This is a genomic window from Arthrobacter globiformis, assembly GCF_003261175.1.
Classification (GTDB): Bacteria; Actinomycetota; Actinomycetes; order Actinomycetales; family Micrococcaceae; genus Arthrobacter; species Arthrobacter globiformis_A.
In genome coordinates this window covers 97,011-118,549 of sequence record NZ_QLNP01000099.1, presented here as the reverse complement: position 1 = coordinate 118,549, position 21,539 = coordinate 97,011, and the positions used below count along the sequence as shown (strand labels likewise).

Here is a 21,539-nt window from a genome sequence, read left to right as displayed (position 1 = left end):
GTCTCCCCTTTCCCCGCCTCACGGGACGGAATTAAAAAAGGAACATTTGCCTTCCAAAATTACCACACGGGCGTCAGCCCCCGGCCCCCGCAGAGGGCGTCGTCCGTCACACCAGACTAGGCTCGTGTCTATGTCGATGAACCCGCAGCAGAGGCAGTTCCCCGGACCAGAGTTCAACGGGCAGCCCGCGAATCCAAGCTGGATGGGCCACGTCCAGCCGCAGAACTACCGGCCGGCGCCCGGGCACCGCGGCGGTGCCGTGCACCAGGTCATCCCGGAGGCCGCGTCCACGGTGGCCGCCCGCCCGGGGGCAGGGACGCTGGGGCTCGTGGTGGGCGGCGGGATCCTTGCCTTCGTCAGCCTTTTCCTCGTGGTGCCGTTCCTCCTGTCCAGCACCGGCGTCACCGGCTTCGTCATCGGTTTTGTTGCCTCCCTCATCCCGCTGGCGGTGGTGCTGTTCGCCGTCGCCGTCATTGACCGCTGGGAACCCGAGCCAAAGCGCCTGCTGCTGTTTGCCTTCACCTGGGGAGCGGCTGTGTCCATTGCCGTGACACTGCTCATTCAGCCGGTCTTTGCCCTCGCGGCCCCGGCCACCGATGAGGCGTCCTTCCGCGATTTCATGACCACCGTGCAAGCGCCGGTGGTGGAGGAATTCGCGAAGTCCCTGGGCCTGCTGCTGCTTCTCCTCTTCGCCCGCCGCAACTTTGACGGCCCCGTGGACGGGGTGGTGTTTGCCTTCACCATCGCGGGCGGCTTCGCCTTCACCGAGAACATCCTGTACTTCGGCCGGGCGATCGCCGAGTCCAGCACGCCCGGCAGCGACCTGGTCCAGATCTTCTTCCTGCGCGGGGTGATGTCGCCGTTTGCGCACGCCATCTTCACCGGGACCACGGGCCTGATCATGGGCCTGGCCGCCCGGCGCTGGCATTCCGGCGTCTCCGTGCTCGCCTTCGTCGTGGGCCTGGTTCCCGCCATGATCCTGCACAACAGGTGGAACAGCATGGGACAGGATTTCCTTGCCCAGTACGTGCTGGTGCAGGTCCCCATCTTCCTGCTCGCCGTGGCCTGCATCGTGGTACTGAGGGTGGCGGAAACGCGCCTCACGCGGCAGCGCCTCCAGGAGTACGCCGCAGCGGGATGGTTCGCGCCGGCCGAGGTGGAGCTGCTGTCCACTCCCGGAGGCCGCCGGCAGGCTGTGCGCTGGGCGGCGTCCTACAACCGGGCCGATCAGATGAAGGAGTTCGTTAAGGCGGCGACGCGCCTGGCATTCACCCGGCAGCGGATCCTCAGCGGCAGGGATGTGCGGTCCCACCAGCAGGACGAGGTGCAGCAGCTGCGCCACCTGACCGAGCTTCGGGCCGCAGTGCAGCAGTAGGGAACAGTCCAGCAGTAGGGAACAGTCCAGCAGTAAGGTCCGGTCCAACAGCATCAGAGACGCAGGAAGCCCCTGCCGGGAACCCGGCAGGGGCTTTCTGCGTAGTGGTACTCAGCTCAGGCGAGCAGGGACGGCTTCAGCTGCTGAAGGCGTCCCAGGAGGCCGTTGATGAACGACGGCGACTCGTCGGTGGAGAGCGTCTTGGCGAGAGCGACAGCCTCGCTGACGGCGACGCCGTCGGGAACGTCGTCATTGTAGAGCAGCTCCCAGGTGCCGATCCGCAGGATGATGCGGTCCACGGACGGCATCCGCTCAAGGGTCCAGCCCTGCGAGTAGGTCTCCAGGAATTCGTCGATGGTGGCCTGCATCGACACCACGCCTTCAACAATCTCGAGGGTGTACGGATTGACGATCTGGTCGGTCCTCTCGCGGCGCGCACGCAGCACGTCGAAGGCCGAGACAGAGCGCTGCTCGGCTTCGAAGAGGACCTCAAGAGCCCTGTTGCGGGCTTTACCGCGGGCGCTCACTAGTCGTTGACCCGGCCCAGGTAGCTGCCGTCGCGGGTGTCGACCTTGACCTTGGTGTTGTTCTCGACGAACAGGGGCACCTGGATCTCGTAGCCCGTCTCCAGGGTGGCGGGCTTGGTGCCGGCGGAGGAGCGGTCGCCCTGCAGGCCCGGCTCGGTGTAGGTGATTTCAAGGACAACGCTCGGCGGCAGCTCGATGTACAGCGGGTTGCCTTCGTGGATGGCGATGTTGACCATCTGGTTTTCCAGCATGAAGTTGGTGGCATCGCCCACCGTGGCACCGGAAACGGTGATCTGGTCGTAGTCCGAGGTGTCCATGAAGACGAAGTCGGCGCCGTCCTGGTACAGGTACTGGTAGTCGCGGCGGTCCACGGTGGCGGTCTCGATCTTGAGGCCGGCGTTGAAGGTCTTGTCGACGACCTTGCCGGACATGACGTTGCGCATCTTGGTGCGCACGAACGCGCCACCCTTGCCCGGCTTGACGTGCTGGAACTCGATGACGTTCCAGAGCTGGCCCTCAAGCTTCAGGACAGTTCCGTTCTTGATGTCGTTTGTGGTTGCCACTGGTTTCCTCTGGTTGTGTCTGACTGGTTCTGGCTGCCAGCTGTTATTTCAAGCAGGCATGCCGAACGGCGCGCCAGCGTGTAGTTATCAAAAATCCAGAAACTATTCTAGCGGATAAGGCAGGCACAGTTTTCGGGGCCGCCCGGCGGCGCGGCCGGAGGACCGCTCCGGCCGCGCCGGAAGACCTGTCAGGAAGCCAGTTCGAGGACGTCACGCGCCCGCTGCAGGGCCACCGTGGAGGAATAGATGAGCGCCGCATCGGCGGACTGCGCTACGCGCAGGTCGAGCGCCCGGGCGAAGGATTCCACTGCGGCACCGATGTTCCCCGCGACGAAGTACATCCTTCCGAGGTACTGGTGGGCGAGGTCCTCGTTGGCCGTGCCGTGCGCCTCTCCGAGGAGTTGCCGGAAGAGCTCAATGGCGCGGTCGTAGCGGTGGGCCACCCGCAGGACGTCAGCCTCGTAGGCCCGGAGCCGGAAAGATTCGGGGTCCCTGTAGCGGGCCTCGGCCAGCAGTTCGGCCGCGTCGGCGGCGTGCCCCTCTACCAGCAGCACCAGGACCCGGTCGGCGGGGTCGGTGGACGCCTCGAGAGCGGCGGCGCACGCGTCCTCACTGGTGATTTCAGGGAGCAGGGTTTGAGGGTTGATCCGGATTCCCGGGAACCCGCCGTCGGGCCATTCGGTCGTTCCGCCCTGGTCGTCGCGCATTAGGAGGCAATCTCCTGGTAGGCGGCGAAGAGCAGGGAGGTGTCAGGCACATCCAGGATTCCCGGCTTGGCGATCCCGTCCAGGACCACGAAGCGGAGCAGGTCGCCGCGGGACTTCTTGTCGCGGCGCATGCCGTCCAGGAGCCCCTGCCAGCGGTCGCGCCGGTACGTGACGGGCAGCCCCAGGGATTCGAGGATGCTGCGGTGCCGGTCGGCGTCGGCGTCGCTGAGCCGGCCAACGCTGCGGGACAGCTCGGCCGCGAACATCATGCCCACCGAGACGGCAGCACCGTGCCGCCAGGAGTAGCGTTCCACGAGTTCGATGGCGTGGCCCAGGGTGTGGCCGTAGTTCAGGATTTCCCGGAGACCGGATTCCTTGAGGTCTTCCGAGACGACGCGGGCCTTGACGGCGATGGCACGTTCGATAAGCTCACGAAGGGCGTCGGAGCCGGGGTCCGTGACGGCCTCGGGATCCTTCTCCACGAGGTCGAGGATGGCGGGATCGGCGATGAAGCCGCATTTGATGACCTCGGCCATGCCGGAGATGATCTCGTTCCGGGGCAGGGTCTTGAGCGTGTCGAGGTCGGTGAGGACGGCTGCGGGCGGGTGGAAGGAACCCACGAGGTTCTTGCCTTCTGCCGTGTTGATCCCGGTCTTGCCGCCCACGGCCGCATCGACCATGCCGAGGAGGCTGGTGGGCATGTGGATGACCTTGACGCCGCGCAGCCAGGTGGCGGCCACGAAGCCGGCGAGGTCGGTGACGGCGCCGCCGCCGACGGAGACCACGGCATCGGAGCGGGTGAAGTCGTTCTGTCCCAGCACCTGCCAGCAGAAGGCAGCCACCTGGATGTGCTTGCCTTCCTCTGCGTCAGGGATTTCCGCAGTGACGGCGGTGAAGCCGGCAGCGGCCAGTTCGTCCCGGACCGTGTCACCGGTGAGCCGGAGGGCCCGCGGGTGGATGACCAGGACGCGGCGGACGCGCTCGCCCAGCAGTCCCGGCAGCGTGCCGAGCAGGCCGCGGCCAACTACAACGTCGTAGTTGTCCCCGGCCGACTGGCCGGTGACCTTGATGACGGTTGATTCGCTCACTTTTCAACTTCCTGTTTCGCGGCGGCACTTCCGTTGGCGGCCGTCGTCGCGGTTTTGTTGATCTCGCGGGTGGTGGATCCGGGTGACTTGCCGGCGGCGAAGTCGCACAGCGCCGCCTCCAGCTTCAGGCCCAGTTGCGGCACGGTTCCCTGCCGGACATCCAGCACGATGTCCGCGAGGCGTTCATAGACCGGCTTGCGGGTGGCGAACAGCGCCTTCCAGCGCCGGATGCCGTCACCGGCCAGCAGCGGCCGCCCGGAATTCTTGGCGATCCGTGCGGCGACGGTATCGGCATCGCACTCGAGGTAGACCACCGTGCACCGATCCAGCAGCTGCTGGGTGCCGGAGTCCAGGACCGAGCCGCCGCCGAGGGAAACCACCGTGGGGGTGCCGGCAGCCGCTTCGATGATGCGGGCAACGGTCCGGGCTTCAATCTCCCGGAAGGCACGCTCGCCGCGGCTGGCGAAGATATCCGCAATGGAACCGTGGCCCTCCACAATGACCGCGTCGGTGTCCACGAACGGGGCGTCCAGCTGTTGCGCCAACTGCTGCCCGATCGCCGATTTTCCGACCGCCATGGGCCCAATGAGCACAATGGGCCGGTCCCCTGCGGCGCAGGGTGTCTTGCTCCGGGGCACTAGAGTCCGATCGTATCCAGCGACGCCGGAATGCTCTCGAGGTAGCCCCTGATGTTGCGGGCGGTTTCGGCCACGGAATCGCCGCCGAACTTTTCGGTCACGGCCTCAGCCAGGACCAGGGCAACCATGGCCTCCGCCACCACGCCGGCGGCCGGAACCGCACAGACGTCCGAGCGCTGGTGGTGGGCCTTGGCCGCCTCGCCGGTGCTGATGTCGATGGTCTTCAGGGCGCGCGGCACGGTGGCGATGGGCTTCATGGCGGCGCGGACGCGCAGGACGTCGCCAATGCTCATGCCCCCTTCGATGCCGCCGGCGCGGTTGCTGGTGCGGATGATCCTGCCGCCGGCTTCCTTGACGATCTCGTCGTGGGCGGCAGACCCGCGGCGTGCGGCGGTGAGGAAACCGTCGCCCACCTCAACGCCCTTGATGGCCTGAATGCCCATCAGGGCGGCGGCCAGGCGGGAATCGAGGCGGCGGTCCCAGTGGACGTAGCTGCCGAGTCCCGGGGGCAGGCCGTAGGCAAGCACCTCCACCACGCCGCCGAGGGTTTCGCCTTCCTTGTGGGCGGCGTCCACCTCCGCAACCATGGCGTCGGACGTTTCCCGGTCGAAACAGCGCAGCGGATCGGCGTCGAGCGCGATCACGTTGTCCGGCATCGGCAGCGGCCGGCCCTCGGGAACGGTCACGCTGGCGATGGAGACCGTGTGGCTCACTAGCTCAATGCCCAGGTGCTTCAGGAACTGTGCGGCAACGGTGCCCATGGCAACACGCGTGGCGGTTTCCCGGGCGCTGGCGCGCTCAAGCACGGGACGAGCCTCGTCGAAGCCGTACTTCTGCATGCCGGTAAAGTCGGCGTGTCCCGGGCGCGGCCGGGTCAGCGGGGCGTTGCGGGCCTGTCCCTCGAGTTCCTCAGGGGCCACGGGATCGGCTGACATGATCTGTTCCCACTTGGGCCATTCGGTGTTGCCCACCTGGATGGCGACGGGGCCGCCCTGGGTGATGCCGTGGCGAACACCGCCGAGGATCGTGACGACGTCCTGCTCAAACTTCATCCGTGCCCCGCGGCCGTAACCGAGCCGCCGGCGGGCAAGGGCATCGGCGATCTGCCCGCTGGTGAGTTCAACACCTGCGGGGACGCCTTCAATAATTCCGACCAGTGCCGGGCCATGGGACTCACCGGCGGTCAACCAACGCAACATAAAAACCATCCTGCCATGTCTGGCGGTCAGGACACCCGCCGGGGTGCCCCGACTGCGTCGCACATCACATCTATGACGTCGGCACTGCCGGCCTCTGCCAGGCCGGTGAAATGCCGGACCTGCTCCACCGCCTGGTAGAGCAGCATCTCAAGGCCGGGGACCACTGTTCCGCCGCCGGCGTGCCAGGCGGCGGCTATCCGGCTGGGCCAGGGATCGTAGGCGACGTCCAGCAGGACGCCGTCAGTGCGCCGCCCCAGCGCCTCCAGCTCTGTTGCCATGCCGTCGGCCGCCCGGGGCGGCAGCGTGGAGATTACGACGCCGGCACCGGCCATCCGTTCGACGGCACCGTCGAGGGCGTGGACGGTGATGTCCATGCCGAGCCCGCTGGCTGCGGCCTTGGCTTCTTCAGCCCGGGCGGTGTTCCGGACGTACAGGTCCACGGACACGGCGCCAAGCTCCTGCAGGGCAGCCACTGCCGCGGCGGCGGTTCCGCCGCCGCCAAGGATGACGCCCGAGGGGGCGTCGCCGGCCCCGGCGTTGCGGAGGGCGTTGACGATCCCCGCGACGTCGGTGTTGTAGCCGACCCGCCGGGTGGCCTCCCCGGCACCTTCGAAGACCACGGTGTTGATGACGCCCAGGACCCGGGCCACGCCGCGGACCTCGTCCACCTCGGAGACCATGGCCTTCTTCAGCGGCATGGTGACGGACAGTCCCCGCCAGCCGGCTTCGGCGCGGACGGAGTCCATGAACGCCGGCAGTGACTCTTCAGTCACATCGATGGCGCTGTAGCCGATGTCCGCACCGAGCCGCGCGTAGGCGGCAAGGTGGAGCGCCGGTGACTTCGAATGGCCGATGGGGTGCCCCAGGACGGCCGCCCGCAGGCTCATACGCAGCGGCCCGGGTTGGCCTCGCACCAGGCGTTGTACTGCTCGACGTAGCCGTTGTGCTCGGCAAGCGTCTTGGAGAACTTCGTCTCCTTGGTGTCGAGGTTGATGGTCACCCAGTACAGGTAATCGTTGTCGTTCGGCTTGGCTGCCGCGTCGATGGCATTCTTGCCCGGCGATCCGATGGGCCCGGCGGGCAGGCCCTGGATGGCGTAGGTGTTGTACGGGTTGGACTTGTCGGCCTTCTCGGCCTCGTCGATGTGGAAGGTCTTCTTGCCCAGGCCGTACGTGACTGTGGCGTCCGACTGGATCAGGCCATTGGTCTCGGTGTTGGTGGGCTTCAGCCGGTTGTAGATGGCGCCCGCCACGTCCTTGTACTCGGCCTGGCCGCCCTCTGCCTGCACGATGCTCGCAACGGTGACAACGTCGTACTGTTTGGCGGCGTCCGTGACGCCCTGAGCCTTCAGTTCGTCCTGGGTGGTCTTCACCAGCTTAGTAAGGATCTCCCTGGCGGTGGTTCCCAGCGGGAAACGGTACTCCCCCGGCGCCAGGAACCCTTCCAGGTTCTTCGCCTTCGCCGTCAGTCCGAACTGCTTGGGCGCGTCGCTGAGTGCCTTCAGCTGCGCCAGCGAAAGACCGGAGCCCTCCGAGATCGCCTGCAGGGATTCATCGATGCGCAGGCCTGCGTTGAGGGCGAAGTACATGACCTTCGCCTGTCCCTCGTTGAGAAGTACGGAGACGGCGTCGGAGTTCTTCATTTCCTGTTTGAAGTCGTACTCCCCCGGCGACAGGGTGCCGCCCGATGCGGTCAGGGCTGCCATGAAGGTTTCTGCGTTGGCCACCACCTTGGCGTCTTCCAGCTTGGCAGCAACGGACACCGGACCTTCGCCCGGATCGACCGAAACCTTGACCTGGCCGGTGCCGGGCCCGGGGAAGTCGCCAGGCTTGTCGTTCCCCAGCAGCGGCTTCAGGAACTGCGCCCCGACGACGGTGGCGGTGACGAACAGCGCAAGCGTCAGCAGCAGCGCCACAAGGCGGCGGCGGCGCCGGACTTTCTTGGATGGCCGGGCCGCCGGGGCTACGTCTTCGGCGCCGGCCAGGAGCTGGTGCCCCACGGCCTGCTGCTCGTAGGGCGTGTGGTCCTCGTAAGTTTCGTGGTGCTCGTCGTAGTCGTGGCCATCCTCGTAATGGTGGCCGGGCTCAAACTCGGCATGGTGGCCCTGCGCGAATTGGGCGAATTGCGGCGCATCTTCCGACTCGGCGTCGTGGACCTCAGGCCCAGCGTCTGCATCTGCGACGGGGCCGTGGATGGTGGGCGGGACCGGCGGAACGTCGGGAACCTCATCGGGTGCAAGAGGCTCGGCAGCAGGAACCGGCTTCGCCGCCGGAGCAGCCGGCATGGCCGCCGTCCGGGCAGAGTCAGAAGCCGAAGCCCCCGGCTGCTGTGCAGCCCCCTCCTCAACGTGCACCTCTTCGCCGGACTCGTAGGCCTGCTCGGGCACGGCATCGCCGGACTCGGAGGTGACGGCCTTCTCGCGGGCGCGGATCTCCTTGCGTGTCAGGGGCAGTCCGGCGTCCGTGAAGGGGTCGCCGGAGGAGTCGTCGCTATTGACCGGGCTCACTGTAGCTTTCCATCCTCTGAAGATCGTGTTTCCTTTTCCGGGTCAGGCCGTTCGGCAGTATCTGCGGCGGCTTGTCCGGGCAGCCCCGTAAGGGGAAGCGCGCGCACACGGCTCCCCACATCCGTTCCCCTGGCTTTTTGCATGTCGATGGCGTGCTGCAAGATTCCCGCAGCCGCAACCTGATCCACCACTTTACGGTGATTTTTGCTGCTCATGCCAGCTTCGTGAAGGTTGCGGTGGGCCGTGACGGTGCTGAGCCGTTCGTCGACCAGGTGTACCGGGACGTCCGAACCGGCCCGCTCCAGCGCGTCAGCCAGCAGCTGTGCGTATTCCGTGGCCATCCGGGCTGAGGCGTGTTCCTCGCCTTTCATGGTCCGCGGCAGGCCCACGAAAATCTGCACCGCTCCCCGGTCCGCGGCCAGGGCGGCAATGATTCGGACATCCAAATTCTTCTTGGGGTTGCGGTCCAGCGTCTTCAGCGGTGTGGCCAGGATCTCGTCCCGGTCGCAGATGGCGACGCCAACGCGGACGGTCCCCACGTCCACCCCCAGTTTGATGCCCCGGGGGTGGACGTGCGGCTCAGCGGAAGAAGTCACGGCTTGTTAGCGCCTGGTGATTGAATCGACGACGGCGGACAGTGCGGCGCCGACCTTGGAGGCGTCGGTGCCGCCGCCCTGGGCCACGTCGTCCTTGCCGCCACCGCCGCCGCCGAGGATCCCGGCAGCGAGCCGGACCAGCGCGCCGGCCTTGACTCCGGCTGCACGGGCGGCTTCGTTGGTGGCCACCAGGATGACGGGGCGGTCGTTGCTGACGCCGGCCACGGCAACCGTGGAGGCTTCGGAGCCGAGCCGGTTGCGCAGGTCCAGGGCCAGGCCGCGGATGTCGTCGGCACCGCTGACCTGGCCGGCGTCGTGCGCAATGACCCGGACGCCGGCGGCGTCCACGGCGGTTCCGGCGAGCTGGGCCGCGGCGGCCGCGAGCTGTTCCTTGCGGAGCCGCTCGAGTTCCTTTTCCGTGGCCTTCAGCTTGGTTAGGGTCGCGGAGATGCGGTCCGCCAGCTGTCCGGAGGGCACCTTCAGCATCTCGGTCAGTTCGGTCACGAGGGCGCGTTCAGCGGCCAGGTGCCGGAAGGCGTCCATGCCGACGAAGGCCTCGACGCGGCGGTTTCCGGATCCGACGGACTGCTCGCCGAGCAGGGACAGGCTGCCGATCAGGGAGGTGTTGGACACATGGGTGCCGCCGCACAGCTCGCGGGACCACGCGCCGTCGATCTCCACAACCCGGACCTCGCTGCCGTAGTTTTCGCCGAACAGCGCCATGGCGCCGAGGGCCTTCGCCTCGGCGAGTCCCATGACCTTCGTGTCCACCTGGAAGTTGTTGCGGATGGCCAGGTTGGAGACTTCCTCGACCTCGGACTTGGTGGCGGCGCTCAGCCCTTCACCCCAGGCGAAGTCAAACCGGAGGTACCCGGCCTTGTTGAACGAACCGCGCTGGGTGGCCTGCGGGCCGAGGATCTGGTGAAGCGCAGCGTGCACGATGTGCGTTCCGGTGTGCGCCTGCTGTGCAGCGTGGCGCCGTTCGCGGTCCACCGCGGCGCGGACCAGTGCGTCAGAGGCGATCTCACCTTCGCGGACGATGGCCTTGTGCACGCTCAGGCCCTTGATCGGACGCTGGACGTCCAGGACCTCGACGACGAATCCGTCACCGGTGATGAGGCCGGTGTCGGCTGCCTGGCCGCCGGCCTCGGCGTAGAACGGGGTCTCGGCGAGCACCAGTTCGATCTCGTCGCCGGTGGCTGCCTGGGACACCTTGCTGCCGGCGCTGAGGATTCCTCGGACCCGGGATTCGCCCTCGAGGTCGGTGTAGCCAGTGAAGACGGTTTCGCCTTCTGCCAGGAGTTCCTGGAAGGCGGACAGGTCGGCGTGGCCGCCCTTCTTGCCCTTGGCGTCGGCCTGGGCGCGCTGGCGCTGCTCGAGCATGAGCTTGCGGAACCCGGGCTCGTCCACCTTGAGGCCGGCTTCCTCGGCCATTTCGAGCGTCAGGTCGATGGGGAAGCCGTAGGTGTCGTGCAGCGCGAACGCGTCAGCGCCGGAGAGGGCACGCCCGGCAGCCTTCGATTCGTTGACGGCATCCTCAAGACGGGCCGTGCCGGAGGCGATGGTGCGCAGGAACGCCTTTTCTTCGGCGTAGGCGATCCGGCTGATGCGGTCGAAGTCCGTGTCCACGATGGGGTACACGCCCTTCATGGCGTCGCGCGAGGCGGGCAGCAGGTCCGGCAGGCAGGCCTGTTCCACGCCCAGCAGGCGCATGGAGCGGACCGCCCGGCGGATGAGGCGTCGCAGCACGTAGCCGCGGCCCTCGTTGGAGGGCGTGACGCCGTCGGCGATGAGCATCAGGGAGGACCGGATGTGGTCGGCAACGACGCGCATGCGGACGTCGTCGGTGTGGTGCGGATCGTCTTCGGTCTCCGCGGAGGTGTATTCCCTGCCGGAGAGCTTGGCGGCCATGTCGATGACCGGGCGCACCTGGTCGGTCTCGTACATGTTCTCGACGTCCTGCAGGATCATGGCGAGGCGTTCCATGCCCAGGCCGGTGTCGATGTTCTTCTTGGGCAGTTCGCCCACGATGTCGAACTCGACCTTCGAGCGGACGTTGTCGATCTGGTACTGCATGAACACGAGGTTCCAGATCTCCACGTACCGGTTCTCGTCGGCGACGGGCCCGCCCTCGGCGCCGTAGGCCGGGCCGCGGTCGTAGTAGATCTCCGAGCAGGGGCCGGCCGGGCCGGGCTGGCCGGTGGACCAGTAGTTGTCCGACTTGCCCATGCGCTGGATGCGCTCGGCGGGGACTCCGGTGTTCTTGAGCCAGAGTTCCTCGGCTTCGTCGTCCTCTTCGTAGACCGTCACCCACAGCAGCTCAGGCGGAAGTCCGTACCCGCCGTCGGCAACGCTCGTGGTGAGCAGCTCCCAGGCGAACTTGATGGCGTCTTCCTTGAAGTAGTCCCCGAAGGAGAAGTTCCCGCACATCTGGAAGAAGGTGCCGTGGCGGGCGGTCTTGCCCACTTCCTCAATGTCACCGGTGCGGATGCACTTCTGGACGCTGGTGGCCCGGGAGTAGGGCGGTTCCTCGCGCGCGGTCAGGTAAGGGATGAACGGAACCATGCCGGCAACCGTGAACAGCAGGGAGGGGTCGCTGGAGACCAGCGATGCGGAGGGAACCGCTGTGTGGCCTTTGCTGACGAAAAAATCGACCCAGCGCTTTGTGATCTCCTGCGACTTCATGAGCTGATTACTTACCCTTCTTGGTTCACGCATGCTGGCGCGTGACAGTTTGATTCAAAGGCAGTCCCGGTGTTGGACGGCACTGCAGGTTTTAATTCTCGCGCGTTTAGCGGCGGGCGAGGTCCTGGGATTCAACGCCCAGCGCGGAGCGAAGGTCCGTTTCCCGTTCGCGCATGCCGGCGCGGACGGCGTCGGCGAAGTCGTAGACGCCGTCGGCGAGGCGGCCCACGGCCCGGTTCAGGCCTTCGGGACCAAGCGCGGACTGCGCCTCGGTGACCTTGCGGAACGCGATGACCCCGATGGCCACGCCGATTCCCATCCAGACAAGTCGTTTCATTTCAGTTCTCCGGGTGGGCTTAGCGGCTGCGGCGGCCGGTGGCGGGCTTCTTGCGGGCGGCGAACGCGGAACGGACGCCGTAGCTGAACGCGGCCACCTTGATCAGCGGCGAACCGACGGTCGCGGCCACGAGGGAGGACAGCGCGGAGATGTTGGCCGAGGCATCCGAAACGTTGGAGGCAATGCCATCCACCTTCTTCAGCTGCTGGTTGGTGGTGGAGACCGTTGCGGTGACCTCGTCCATGAGCGGGGTGGCGCCGTCGCTGATGGAGCGGATGGATGTCCGCACTTCGTCAAACACCCGCCCCAACTTGAGGATGGGCACAGCAAGCAACAGGACCAGGAGCGCAAATACCCCGGCCGCGATCAGGCCGGCAATATCGCCACCAGACATAGACGTTCATCTCCTTGAAACTCCGTGGAACCGTACCGGGAGCGCGGCGGCCAAAGTACTGCAGCCGCAAATGTCCCCCAAGTACCTTACATACAAAGAAGCCCGCGGCGCTTGCCACGGGCTTCTTTGGATACGCTGCCGGAATTTAGCGTGCGTAGAATTCGACGACGAGCTGCTCTTCGCAGGTCACGGGGACCTCGGAGCGCTTCGGGCGGCGAACCAGGCGGGCCTGCAGGGCGTCAAGCTTGACGTCCAGGTAGGCCGGAACCTGGGGCAGGACGTCGCGGTGTGCGCCGGCTGCTGCAACCTGGAGCGGGACCATGGTCTCGCTGCGGCTGTGCACGTGAACGAGCTGGCCTTCGCCGACGCGGAACGACGGGCGGTCAACGCGGATGCCGTCAACCAGGATGTGGCGGTGCACAACCAGCTGGCGGGCCTGTGCGATGGTGCGGGCGAAGCCTGCACGCAGCACGAGGGCGTCGAGACGCATTTCGAGCAGTTCGATCAGGTTTTCACCGGTCAGGCCCTTGGTGCGGCGTGCTTCTTCGAAGGCACGGGTCATCTGGGCTTCGCGGATGCCGTACTGGGCGCGCAGACGCTGCTTTTCGCGCAGACGTACGGCGTAGTCGGAGTCCTGCTTCTTGCGGGCACGGCCATGCTCGCCGGGGCCGTACGGACGGCGCTCCATGTACTTGGCGGCCTTGGGGGTCAGAGCGATGCCGAGTGCACGCGAGAGGCGTGCGGTACGGCGAGCACGAGTGTTGTTAGCCACTTGTGTCCTTCCAATATCTGCGGTGTGTCAGTGTTACTGGCCTCCAAGATGGAGAGCATCGGCCAACCGCTGCCTTTTGCTACTGGGCACAGGCATAACCTCATCAAATAAGAAATTCGGTGGATTGTGCGTCCGCGCCTTGCCAGACAACGATCAAGCTTACCAGAACCTCACTGGCCCCGGATGATCTTCCGGAGGCGCTCAAGCCGGACGGCGATGTCCCGCTCCGCGCCGTTGGCCGTGGGCTCGTAGTAGTCGCGGCCCACCAGGTCGTCCGGCGGATACTGCTGGGCGGCCACCGAATGGGGCGCATCGTGGGCGTACTTGTAGCCAACCCCGTGGCCGAGCTGCTTGGACCCGGGATAGTGCGCGTCGCGCAGGTGCGCCGGGATCCCGTTGCCCAGTCCCGCCCGCACGTCCGCGATGGCCTTGTTGATGCCCATGTAGGCCGCGTTGGACTTTGGCGCCGTGGCCAGGTGGACCACCGCCTCGGCCAGGACGATGCGGCCCTCGGGCATTCCGATGAGCTGCACGGCCTGCGCCGCGGCCACCGCGGTCTGCAGGGCCGTCGGATCCGCCATGCCCACATCCTCCGCGGCCGAGATCACGATCCGCCGGGCCACGAAGCGCGGGTCCTCCCCCGCCTCCAGCATCCGCGCGAGGTAGTGCAGTGCCGCGTCCACGTCGGACCCGCGGATGGACTTGATGAACGCGCTGGCCACATCGTAGTGCTGGTCCCCGGCGCGGTCGTAGCGGACGGCGGCGGCGTCCAGGGCACGCTCGGTGTGCCGCAGTTCTACGGTGACCGGCTGGCCTGGCCCATCTGCAGCAGTGTCACCTTCCAACGCAACTGAACTATCGACGTCGTCCGCGTCACCGAACGCAACGCCCGCGGCGGCTTCCAGTGCGGTCAGCGCCCGGCGGGCGTCGCCGCCGGAAAGCCGGACGAGGTGTTCCAGTGCCTCGTCGCTGAGCCGGACGTCGTTGTTCAACCCGCGGGGATCCTCGACGGCACGCACCAGCAGGCCCTCGATGTCCGCGTCAGTGAGTGGCTTGAGTGTCAGGAGCAGGGAGCGGGACAGCAGCGGCGACACCACCGAAAACGACGGGTTCTCCGTGGTTGCCGCCACCAGCACCACCCAGCCCTTTTCGACGCCGGGCAGCAGCGCATCCTGCTGTGCCTTGTTGAAGCGGTGGATCTCGTCGAGGAACAGGACTGTGGTGGTCTTGTACAGGTCACGGGCGGTCAGGGCATCGTCCATGACGCGGCGGACATCCTTGACGCCGGCGGTGATGGCGGACAGTTCCACGAACTTGCGCCCGGGACCCCGCGCGATTACGTGGGCGAGCGTGGTTTTCCCGGTACCCGGCGGCCCCCAAAGGATCAGCGAGCTGGGGCCGGCCGGACCGGCGGCCTCAGCACCGGCTGCCAGCTGCCGCAACGGGGAACCCTGGCCCAGCAGATGCTGCTGGCCCACCACCTCGTCCACTGTGCGGGGACGCATCCTGACCGCCAGCGGGCCGCGCGGCTGGGCGGACCGGGACTGCGCGGAACGGGACTGCGCGGAACGGGACTGGGGGGTCCGGGACTGGTCCGATTCGGCGGCGTCGTCGTTGTCGCCGTCGTCGCTGTCCTGTGCCGCCGAACCAAAGAGATCATCCACATAGATAGGCTACTTCTAGATTCAGCAGGATAAATCCGGCCACGAAAGCAGGGAATCGGGAATGCCAGGCAGCCGTCCGGAACAGGGACATGCAGCGCAGGGACGTGTGGGGTCCACCAGGACCGCGTTCATCCCCGGCCCGCGGTTGGCCGGCTGGGTTGAACGGTTCGCCGCCAGCCACGGTGACCTGGGGTATGAGGACCACGACGACGGCGTACGGCTGGCCGCCGCGGACGGCGCCACCGCGCTGCTGGTGGCGCCGTGGCCCGACGACGGGCGGCCGGGGCGCGGATCCGGCCTCGTGGAACGGCTGGCTTCCCTGGCTTCCCAGCCGCGCACGGTCGGCCTGCTCCTGGTCCGCCGCGGAGGATACGGAGTGGCCGTCGCCAGTGAAGGGGTCATCCTCGCCGCCAAGACCGGTTCCAAGTATGTGCAGTCCCGGACCGCGGCCGGCGGCCAGTCGCAGCAGCGGTTCGCCCGGCGCCGCGCCAACCAGGCGGACGCCATGGTGGAGGCGGTGGCGGAGCAGGCGCGGCTGGTCTTCGGTGGCCAGGTCTTCGGGTACATCCTCCCGGGCGGCGACCGCGGCCTGGCTGACGAAGTTTTGGCGCACCCTGCTCTGAAGCCCTGGGCAGGCCTGCCGCGCCTGGCCTACCTCGATGTTCCCGACCCCCGGGCCGCCGTCCTGAAGAAGGCCGCGGCGGACGCCTGCGCGGTGCGGGTAACGGTGACGGACCCGCCTCCCTGGTAGCCCTGCCGCCGGAGCCACCGCCATTTCGACGGTTCCCCGCCCGTTAGACGCTTCGCAACGACGTGTGGGCAGGGAACCGTCGAAACGGAGCGCAGCAGTCTACCCCTCTGGTGCCAGCGTCACGGTGACACCGTTGAGGTCGCGGCTGAAGGCCACTTGGCAGGAGAGCCGCGAGCCGCATTCCCGGTACCCCTCGGCCTCCACGAGGAGCTCGAGTTCGTCCTCGCTGCGTTCTTCCAGGGTGTCGAAGACTTCCTGCTCCACGAACACGTGGCAGGTGGCGCAGGAGGCGGTGCCGCCGCACGATGCCAGCACGGGCAGGTCGTTGTCCCGGAGGGCTTCCATCATGCTCTGGTCCGGTTCCCATTCAAGGTCGTGGGTGGCGCCATCGCGGTCGACGACGGTCAGTGTATTGCTGCTCATGCTGGTGTTGCTCATGTCGGTTTCCTTAGGATCGCGCTGCTGCAAGGTCAGCGTCGGAGTGGTTGGGTGTGCTGGAAGTGGCTTCGGCGAGGGGGATGCCGGGGTCCGCGGCCAACACCGGGTCGATCCGGGCTCCCTGGGCGATCAGCCGTTTGGCCGTGCGGAAGTCGGCCAGGTTCGCGATGGTGTCGACGGCGGCGAGGCGGCCGTCGCGGAGGTAGACCACCGAGAATTTGCCGCCGGAGGGTTCTCCGCGGACGATCGCCTCGTCCTCCGGCTGGCGGACGCCCGCGGTTTGCAGCCGTACACCGTGCTGGACGGTCCAGAACCAGGGGATTTCCGGTTCAGCGGCGGCCTGGCCGGTGATGTGCGCTGCCACCCGGTCTGCCTGTGCCTGCGCGTTCTGGATGCACTCGAGCCGCTGGCTGGCGCCGTCGACGGGACTGGTGAAGCGCGTGACGTCCCCGCTGGCATAGACGGCGGAATCGGACGTCCTGCCATCCCCGTCAACGAGGATGCCGTCCCGGCACTCCAGGCCGGCGTCCGCGGCCAGCTCCTGGTTGGGCAGGACGCCGATCCCGGCGAGGACGACGTCGGCAGGAAAGACGGTGCCGTCGGCGACGGTCACGCGCTCGGCCCGTTGTCCGCCGTCGATCGACGTTACGGCGGCGCCGAAGACGAACCGGACCCCGTGGCGCCCGTGCAGCTGCTCGAAATAGCGCGAGACGGGGGCTGACGTTACCCGGCTCATCACGCGGTCCTGGAATTCGAGCACCGTGACGTCACAGCCCCTCGCCGCCGCCGCTGCGGCCACCTCCAGCCCGATGTACCCGGCGCCGATGATGGCCACGCGGGCCCCCGCGACCAGCAGCCGCTTGAGTTCGAGGGCGTCATCCCGGGTCCGCAAGCATCTGACGCCGGGAAGACCGGCGCCTGGCAAGGTGAGGGGCCGTGCCCGCGAGCCTGTGGCGATGACCAGCCGGTGGTAGGCCTGCCCCGTCCCGTCGGACAGCAATACAGTCCGGCTGTTCCTGTCGATGGATTCCGCGGTTATCCCGGCGAGGCGGCCGATGCCCTTGTCCGCATAGAACCTCTCCTTGCGGAGCACGGCGGACTCGTCGGGGGCGCCGTCCTTCAGGAGTTCCTTGGAGAGCGGCGGCCGTTCATAGGGCACTTCGTTCTCCGCGTCGATCAGCATGACGCCGCCTTCCCAGCCGCGGGAGCGGAGCCCCGCGGCGACAGCGACGCCGGAGTGTCCCGCGCCGACGATGACCACCGGCGCTGCGGTTCCGTTCCCGGTTTCGTGGCGTGTGGTTTCAGGGCTATGCATTGGTCTGCCCTGCATTGATCTGTCCGAGCATCACGTGCAGGTGCTCCGGGCCCGAGTTTGTTAGGTTGTTGCCGCGCACATACTCGATGGGCTTGTCCGGATCCAGCGTGAGTGACGTCAGCTTTTCGGCAAGGAGCTTGACGGTCACCAGGACCTCAAGCCTGGCGAGGGGCGCACCGAGGCAGCTGTGGACTCCGTGCCCGAAGCCCAGGTGGCCGTCGGTGTCGCGGTCGATGTCGAAGCGCTCGCCGTCGGGATATTTGCTGCTGTCCCGGTTCGCTGCGGCGGGCAGCAGGCGCACGATGGCGCCGGCCGGAATGGTCACACCGGAAACCTCCACCTCCTCTGTGGTGATCCGGCTGGCACGCTGGACGGTGCCGCGGTAGCGGGCCAACTCCTCGACGAAGAGGTTCGCGTCGTTGGGGTTCCGTCGGATCCTGTCCAGCAGGTCCGGCTGTTCGCTGAACATCCGGAATGCGTTGGCCAAAAGAATGGTGGTGGTGTCATGGCCTGCGACGAAGACAAAGGCGCAGAGTTCCTTGGCCTCCTTCTCGCTGAGCAGGCCTTCCTTCCACATCCGGGCGATGTGTCCGCCGACGGAGTCGCTCTCCTCGCGGTACAGGCGCTCCATCGTGTCCTTCAGGTAGGCGAAGAACTCGAAGGTGCTCTGCTCGTCGGTGCCTGTGCCCTGGGCGTTGCGGGCCAGCCGGCCGAAGTAGCTGAAGGTCTCGTCCGACCAGAACTTCATCTTCTCGAAGTCCTCGGCAGGAACGTCGAGCAGGGCGCTGATGGTGGACATGCTCAGGGGGATGGCGTAGTCGTCCACGGCGTCACCGCCGCCGGCGGCGAGCATCGGCGCTAAGTACTTATCCGCGTTCTCCCGCACCCGGTCCTCGAAGCGGGCAATGGCCTTGGGAATGAAGGCCTGCGCCACGACCTGGCGCAGACGGGTGTGGTTGGGTGCGTCGAACAGCGTCAGGAAGGTCAGCGGAACCGGGTCCACGACCTGCGACGAGAAGACTTTCGGTGCCCGCATGGCCCGGCGTACGTCGTCGTACCGGGAGATGAACCAGACATCCGATACGGGTGAATGGGCACGGAGCACCGGGGCGTTCTCTCGCATCCACTGATAGTGCCGGTAAGGATCGCCCTGGGTCCCGTCGTCCACCACCTTGAAGGGCGCCATACCCTCGGGCCAGTCGAGTTCATGCGAGTACGGGGGCAGGATTTCCGTCTGTAGAGCAGACATCATCGTCCTTCTTTCCGGTGGGCTGCGGCGAATTCGGATGTGATCCGCCTCTCAGTCCACCTTGCGGGATGTGCTGCGGCCGCCCCCACAGGTCTTCCGTTCATCGGTTGCGAAAGTTTGCCGGCTCGCCGGGCCAGGCGGATTCGGCGGGTCCGGCCTGGGGACTAAGCGGATTTCAGGGCGCGGGAGATTCCGTGGGCTGCGGTCAGCAGGGCGGGGACGATCAACGGAACCGCGGCGTCCTGCCGCGGCACAATGGCGTTGAGCGCTGCAGCAATCGTGTTGCCGGGCCCAAAGACAGGCACGGCAACGCCCGTCCACTCTGTGACTCCGATGCCGGGCAGCGCCACGTAGCCGCGCTGCCTGATCTCGGCCAGATGCTTACGGATGAGGGCTGAATCGGTGATGGTTTCAGGGGTCGCCGCCTTCAGGGGCTTCGCCAGCACCTCGGCCTGGACAACGGGCGGCGAGAACGCCAGCAGCACCAGGCCCGACGAGGCTGCGTGGATGGGCATCCGCTGGGCAATATGGGCGGCGTCAAGGCTGGAGTGCGGAGAGGAGAGCCGCTCCACATACAGCACAGTGCCGTGGTCCAGCACGGCCAGGGTGGTGTGCTGGTGGACGGCGGCCTGGACATCCTCCATGAAGGGCAGCGCCAGCTCGCGCAGGTTCAGCGCGCGCGAGCCCCGGGCAGCGAGCTCCCACATGCGCATCCCGGAGCAGAGGTTCCCGTCCGGTAGCCGCTCAATCAGACCGTGGAGGACCAGGTCATCCACGAGCCGGTGCGCGGTGGTCAGCGGGAGGCCGGCGCGGCGGGCAAGGCCGGAGAGCGTCATGGCCGGCAGGTCCCGGTCGAAGGCGCTCATGAGCCGCACCACGCGGCTGATCACCGATTCCCCCGATGTCGAGTTGGCCATGGCTGTCTCCGGCCCGGCGCCTAGTTGCCCGCCACGTTGGCCGGACGCGCCCCTGTCTGGTCCGCGTTCCTCTTAGCGGCAAGCCTGGCGATGTCCCGGCCCGCGCGGTAGCCAAACACCAGGGCCGGCCCGATGTGGGAGCCATAGCCGGGGTAACCGCCGCCGAAGACGCTCACCGCGGCCGCACCCACGGCCAGCAGGCCGGGCACCACCGAGCCCTCCGCCGTGACCACCTCGGAGTGCTCGTTGACGCCGAGGCCGGCGAAGGTGCCCAGATCGCCCATTTGGATCTTCGCCGCGTAGTACGGGCCCTTGCCCACCGGCGCGAGGTTCGGGTTCGGCTTGTGCTCGAGATCGCCCCGGAAGTGGTTGTACTGGGTGGAACCGCGGCCGAACGCCGGGTCCTCGCCGCGTTCAGCCGCCGGGTTGAATCCGGCGACGGTGGCCTCCAGGCCCGCTGCATCGATGCCGAGCTTTCCGGCGAGCTCAGCAAGGGTGTTCCCTTTGACCAGGTAGCCGGTCCTGTAGAAGTAGCCGCGGGGCATCGGCCAGGGCTTGGCATAGCCGATGCCGTATTTGTGCATCGTTTTCGCGTCGCCGATCACGTAGCCGAAGGTTCCGACCTCGTCCTTGTTGTGCTCAATCATGGCCCAGCCGAAGTCGTGGTAGCTCAGGGCCTCGTTACCGAAGCGCCTGCCGTGGCGGTCGACGGCGATCAGTCCGGGCAGGCCGATGGCCCGCAGATGCGGAAAGAGCCGCTGTTCACCGCTGAGATATTTGAACACGGTCACCGGGGCCCAGGAGCCAACGCTGAACACGGAATCGTCGATGTAGCCTCCGGCTGCGATCGCCAGTGTGGCGGCGTCGCCGCCGTGGCCCACGGTGGGGGTGAAGTGGTCGTCGCCGCCGGCGTCGTGAGGGAAATACCGCTGCCGTAGTTCCCGGTTTCCGGAGAATCCGCCCGCGGCGAGGATGACGCCCGCCCGCGCAGTGACGGTGATGGCGTGCTCTCCCCCGATGACCGCACCGGTGACGGTCCCGGCGTCGTCCCTGGTGAGGGACAGCGCCGGTGAGCATTTCCACAGCCGGATGCCCAGGTCGTCGGCGCTTTTGACCATACGGGTCATGAGGGCGTTGCCGTTGGAGCGCAGGACCGGACGCTTGTAGCGGGCGGCATCGGCCCAGGTGCGCAGCAGCTTCCTGGCCACGTAGATGAAGGACTTAAGCGACTGGTTCACGTGGAAGAACTCGTTGATGTCCGGCCCCACCTGCGGCATGTAGCCGAAGACGGTGTAGGAACTCATGTACGGCTGCATCAGGAGCCGCTTGTCCCCGAGCACCCGTGCATCCACGTCCTGCGGCAGGATGGCCCGGCCGGACAGCCTCGCGCCAGGCAGGTCCATCTGGTAGTCCGGGGCCTTCTCCGGGTAGGTGAACTTCACCTCGGTTTCGTTTTCGAAGAAGGAGATCGCTTCAGGCACGGTGTCCAGGAAGTTCCGAACTCCTGCCTCGTTGTACGTCTCCGGCGCCAGGTTCTTCAGGTAGCTCTCGGCGTCCCCGCGGGTATCGCCCTGCGCCACGCCGTGCTTGTTGCCGGGGACCCATGCCCAGCCCGCGGAAATGGCGGTGGTTCCGCCGAAGTGCTGCTCCTTTTCCGCGACGATCACGCTCAGTCCCTGCGATGCGGCCTTCAATGCTGCGGCCATCCCGGCCACACCCGATCCGATGACGAGGACGTCACAGACCGCCGTCTTTGCGGTTTCTGCCAAAGTTTCTGTCATGGTTCCTGCTCCGTTCTGCCTGCGGGCCACTCCTTTG

General features: G+C 67.0%; 21 protein-coding genes. 2 read left to right on the top strand and 19 right to left on the bottom strand.

Features of this window, described 5'->3' with window-relative positions; genetic code table 11:
- The first annotated feature begins 130 nt into the window (after positions 1-130).
- The gene (locus DBZ45_RS19240; RefSeq protein ID WP_223257172.1) at positions 131-1,375 is read left to right on the top strand and encodes a PrsW family intramembrane metalloprotease; all 1,245 of its coding nucleotides are present in this window, start codon (positions 131-133) and stop codon (positions 1,373-1,375) included.
- Between the two features lie 116 nt (positions 1,376-1,491).
- On the opposite strand, the gene nusB is transcribed toward DBZ45_RS19240, so the two are convergent.
- The 14 genes from nusB to DBZ45_RS19170 all read right to left on the bottom strand — a co-directional run bounded on the left by nusB (position 1,492) and on the right by DBZ45_RS19170 (position 15,051).
- The gene (gene nusB, locus DBZ45_RS19235; RefSeq protein ID WP_003800750.1) at positions 1,492-1,902 is read right to left on the bottom strand and encodes a transcription antitermination factor NusB; all 411 of its coding nucleotides are present in this window, start codon (positions 1,900-1,902) and stop codon (positions 1,492-1,494) included.
- Entirely contained in the window at positions 1,902-2,465 is a 564-nt protein-coding gene (gene efp / locus DBZ45_RS19230) for an elongation factor P (RefSeq protein ID WP_102972375.1), read from the bottom strand. The genes nusB and efp overlap by 1 nt, the downstream gene beginning before the upstream one ends.
- A 188-nt stretch (positions 2,466-2,653) precedes the next feature.
- Positions 2,654-3,172: a tetratricopeptide repeat protein gene (locus DBZ45_RS19225; RefSeq protein WP_111905430.1), complete on the bottom strand. Its 519-nt coding sequence runs from the start codon at positions 3,170-3,172 to the stop codon at positions 2,654-2,656.
- A complete protein-coding gene (gene aroB, locus DBZ45_RS19220; protein ID WP_111905429.1) occupies positions 3,172-4,260 on the bottom strand; it encodes a 3-dehydroquinate synthase in 1,089 nt (362 codons plus the stop codon). Before aroB ends, DBZ45_RS19225 begins: the two co-directional genes overlap by 1 nt.
- Positions 4,257-4,898 (bottom strand): shikimate kinase, encoded by a 642-nt coding sequence (locus DBZ45_RS19215; RefSeq protein WP_111905428.1) that lies wholly within the window; start codon positions 4,896-4,898, stop codon positions 4,257-4,259. Before DBZ45_RS19215 ends, aroB begins: the two co-directional genes overlap by 4 nt.
- A complete protein-coding gene (gene aroC / locus DBZ45_RS19210; RefSeq protein ID WP_111905427.1) occupies positions 4,898-6,097 on the bottom strand; it encodes a chorismate synthase in 1,200 nt (399 codons plus the stop codon). Before aroC ends, DBZ45_RS19215 begins: the two co-directional genes overlap by 1 nt.
- 26 nt (positions 6,098-6,123) lie before the next feature.
- Complete coding sequence (locus tag DBZ45_RS19205; RefSeq protein ID WP_111905426.1) at positions 6,124-6,984, bottom strand: shikimate dehydrogenase; 861 nt, start codon at positions 6,982-6,984, stop codon at positions 6,124-6,126.
- Entirely contained in the window at positions 6,981-8,603 is a 1,623-nt protein-coding gene (mltG, locus tag DBZ45_RS19200; RefSeq protein WP_111905425.1) for an endolytic transglycosylase MltG, read from the bottom strand. The genes DBZ45_RS19205 and mltG overlap by 4 nt, the downstream gene beginning before the upstream one ends.
- Positions 8,600-9,199: a Holliday junction resolvase RuvX gene (ruvX, locus tag DBZ45_RS19195; protein ID WP_111905424.1), complete on the bottom strand. Its 600-nt coding sequence runs from the start codon at positions 9,197-9,199 to the stop codon at positions 8,600-8,602. Before ruvX ends, mltG begins: the two co-directional genes overlap by 4 nt.
- A 6-nt stretch (positions 9,200-9,205) precedes the next feature.
- Positions 9,206-11,884: an alanine--tRNA ligase gene (gene alaS / locus DBZ45_RS19190; protein ID WP_111905423.1), complete on the bottom strand. Its 2,679-nt coding sequence runs from the start codon at positions 11,882-11,884 to the stop codon at positions 9,206-9,208.
- Positions 11,885-11,990: 106 nt separating this feature from the next.
- Entirely contained in the window at positions 11,991-12,221 is a 231-nt protein-coding gene (locus DBZ45_RS19185) for a DUF6167 family protein (RefSeq protein ID WP_190243200.1), read from the bottom strand.
- Positions 12,222-12,240: 19 nt separating this feature from the next.
- Complete coding sequence (locus tag DBZ45_RS19180) at positions 12,241-12,615, bottom strand: DUF948 domain-containing protein (RefSeq protein WP_111905421.1); 375 nt, start codon at positions 12,613-12,615, stop codon at positions 12,241-12,243.
- A gap of 145 nt (positions 12,616-12,760) precedes the next feature.
- Entirely contained in the window at positions 12,761-13,387 is a 627-nt protein-coding gene (gene rpsD / locus DBZ45_RS19175; protein ID WP_111905420.1) for a 30S ribosomal protein S4, read from the bottom strand.
- Between the two features lie 170 nt (positions 13,388-13,557).
- Positions 13,558-15,051: a replication-associated recombination protein A gene (locus tag DBZ45_RS19170; RefSeq protein ID WP_111905419.1), complete on the bottom strand. Its 1,494-nt coding sequence runs from the start codon at positions 15,049-15,051 to the stop codon at positions 13,558-13,560.
- 61 nt (positions 15,052-15,112) lie between these two features.
- On the opposite strand from DBZ45_RS19170, the gene DBZ45_RS19165 reads away from it, so the two are divergent.
- Positions 15,113-15,802, top strand: a complete 690-nt coding sequence (locus tag DBZ45_RS19165) for an acVLRF1 family peptidyl-tRNA hydrolase (RefSeq protein ID WP_111905418.1) — start codon at positions 15,113-15,115, stop codon at positions 15,800-15,802.
- Positions 15,803-15,901: 99 nt separating this feature from the next.
- Here DBZ45_RS19165 and DBZ45_RS19160 read toward each other — a convergent pair whose 3' ends face one another.
- The 5 genes from DBZ45_RS19160 to DBZ45_RS19140 all read right to left on the bottom strand — a co-directional run bounded on the left by DBZ45_RS19160 (position 15,902) and on the right by DBZ45_RS19140 (position 21,502).
- A complete protein-coding gene (locus DBZ45_RS19160; RefSeq protein WP_223257168.1) occupies positions 15,902-16,240 on the bottom strand; it encodes a 2Fe-2S iron-sulfur cluster-binding protein in 339 nt (112 codons plus the stop codon).
- A 10-nt stretch (positions 16,241-16,250) separates the two neighbouring features.
- Complete coding sequence (locus DBZ45_RS19155; RefSeq protein ID WP_190243199.1) at positions 16,251-17,555, bottom strand: NAD(P)/FAD-dependent oxidoreductase; 1,305 nt, start codon at positions 17,553-17,555, stop codon at positions 16,251-16,253.
- A complete protein-coding gene (locus DBZ45_RS19150) occupies positions 17,548-18,804 on the bottom strand; it encodes a cytochrome P450 (RefSeq protein WP_223257167.1) in 1,257 nt (418 codons plus the stop codon). Before DBZ45_RS19150 ends, DBZ45_RS19155 begins: the two co-directional genes overlap by 8 nt.
- A 164-nt stretch (positions 18,805-18,968) precedes the next feature.
- Complete coding sequence (locus tag DBZ45_RS19145; RefSeq protein WP_111905415.1) at positions 18,969-19,721, bottom strand: IclR family transcriptional regulator; 753 nt, start codon at positions 19,719-19,721, stop codon at positions 18,969-18,971.
- Positions 19,722-19,741: 20 nt separating this feature from the next.
- Positions 19,742-21,502 carry an FAD-dependent oxidoreductase gene (locus DBZ45_RS19140; RefSeq protein WP_111905414.1) on the bottom strand — a complete coding sequence of 587 codons (1,761 nt, stop codon included), beginning with the start codon at positions 21,500-21,502 and terminating at the stop codon, positions 19,742-19,744.
- Between the last annotated feature and the right edge of the window lie 37 nt (positions 21,503-21,539).

What these genes read in the sequence shown, in the direction of transcription:
- DBZ45_RS19205 (WP_111905426.1), bottom strand. Translation starts at nt 6,984, where the DNA reads ATGAGCCTGCGGGCGGCCGTCCTGGGGCACCCCATCGGCCATTCGAAG.
- DBZ45_RS19225 (WP_111905430.1), bottom strand. Translation starts at nt 3,172, where the DNA reads ATGCGCGACGACCAGGGCGGAACGACCGAATGGCCCGACGGCGGGTTC.
- DBZ45_RS19165 (WP_111905418.1), top strand. Translation starts at nt 15,113, where the DNA reads ATGCCAGGCAGCCGTCCGGAACAGGGACATGCAGCGCAGGGACGTGTG.
- DBZ45_RS19155 (WP_190243199.1), bottom strand. Translation starts at nt 17,555, where the DNA reads ATGCATAGCCCTGAAACCACACGCCACGAAACCGGGAACGGAACCGCA.
- DBZ45_RS19140 (WP_111905414.1), bottom strand. Translation starts at nt 21,502, where the DNA reads ATGACAGAAACTTTGGCAGAAACCGCAAAGACGGCGGTCTGTGACGTC.
- DBZ45_RS19240 (WP_223257172.1), top strand. Translation starts at nt 131, where the DNA reads ATGTCGATGAACCCGCAGCAGAGGCAGTTCCCCGGACCAGAGTTCAAC.
- aroC (WP_111905427.1), bottom strand. Translation starts at nt 6,097, where the DNA reads ATGTTGCGTTGGTTGACCGCCGGTGAGTCCCATGGCCCGGCACTGGTC.
- DBZ45_RS19160 (WP_223257168.1), bottom strand. Translation starts at nt 16,240, where the DNA reads ATGAGCAACACCAGCATGAGCAGCAATACACTGACCGTCGTCGACCGC.
- DBZ45_RS19185 (WP_190243200.1), bottom strand. Translation starts at nt 12,221, where the DNA reads ATGAAACGACTTGTCTGGATGGGAATCGGCGTGGCCATCGGGGTCATC.
- DBZ45_RS19145 (WP_111905415.1), bottom strand. Translation starts at nt 19,721, where the DNA reads ATGGCCAACTCGACATCGGGGGAATCGGTGATCAGCCGCGTGGTGCGG.
- DBZ45_RS19180 (WP_111905421.1), bottom strand. Translation starts at nt 12,615, where the DNA reads ATGTCTGGTGGCGATATTGCCGGCCTGATCGCGGCCGGGGTATTTGCG.
- DBZ45_RS19150 (WP_223257167.1), bottom strand. Translation starts at nt 18,804, where the DNA reads ATGTCTGCTCTACAGACGGAAATCCTGCCCCCGTACTCGCATGAACTC.
- alaS (WP_111905423.1), bottom strand. Translation starts at nt 11,884, where the DNA reads ATGAAGTCGCAGGAGATCACAAAGCGCTGGGTCGATTTTTTCGTCAGC.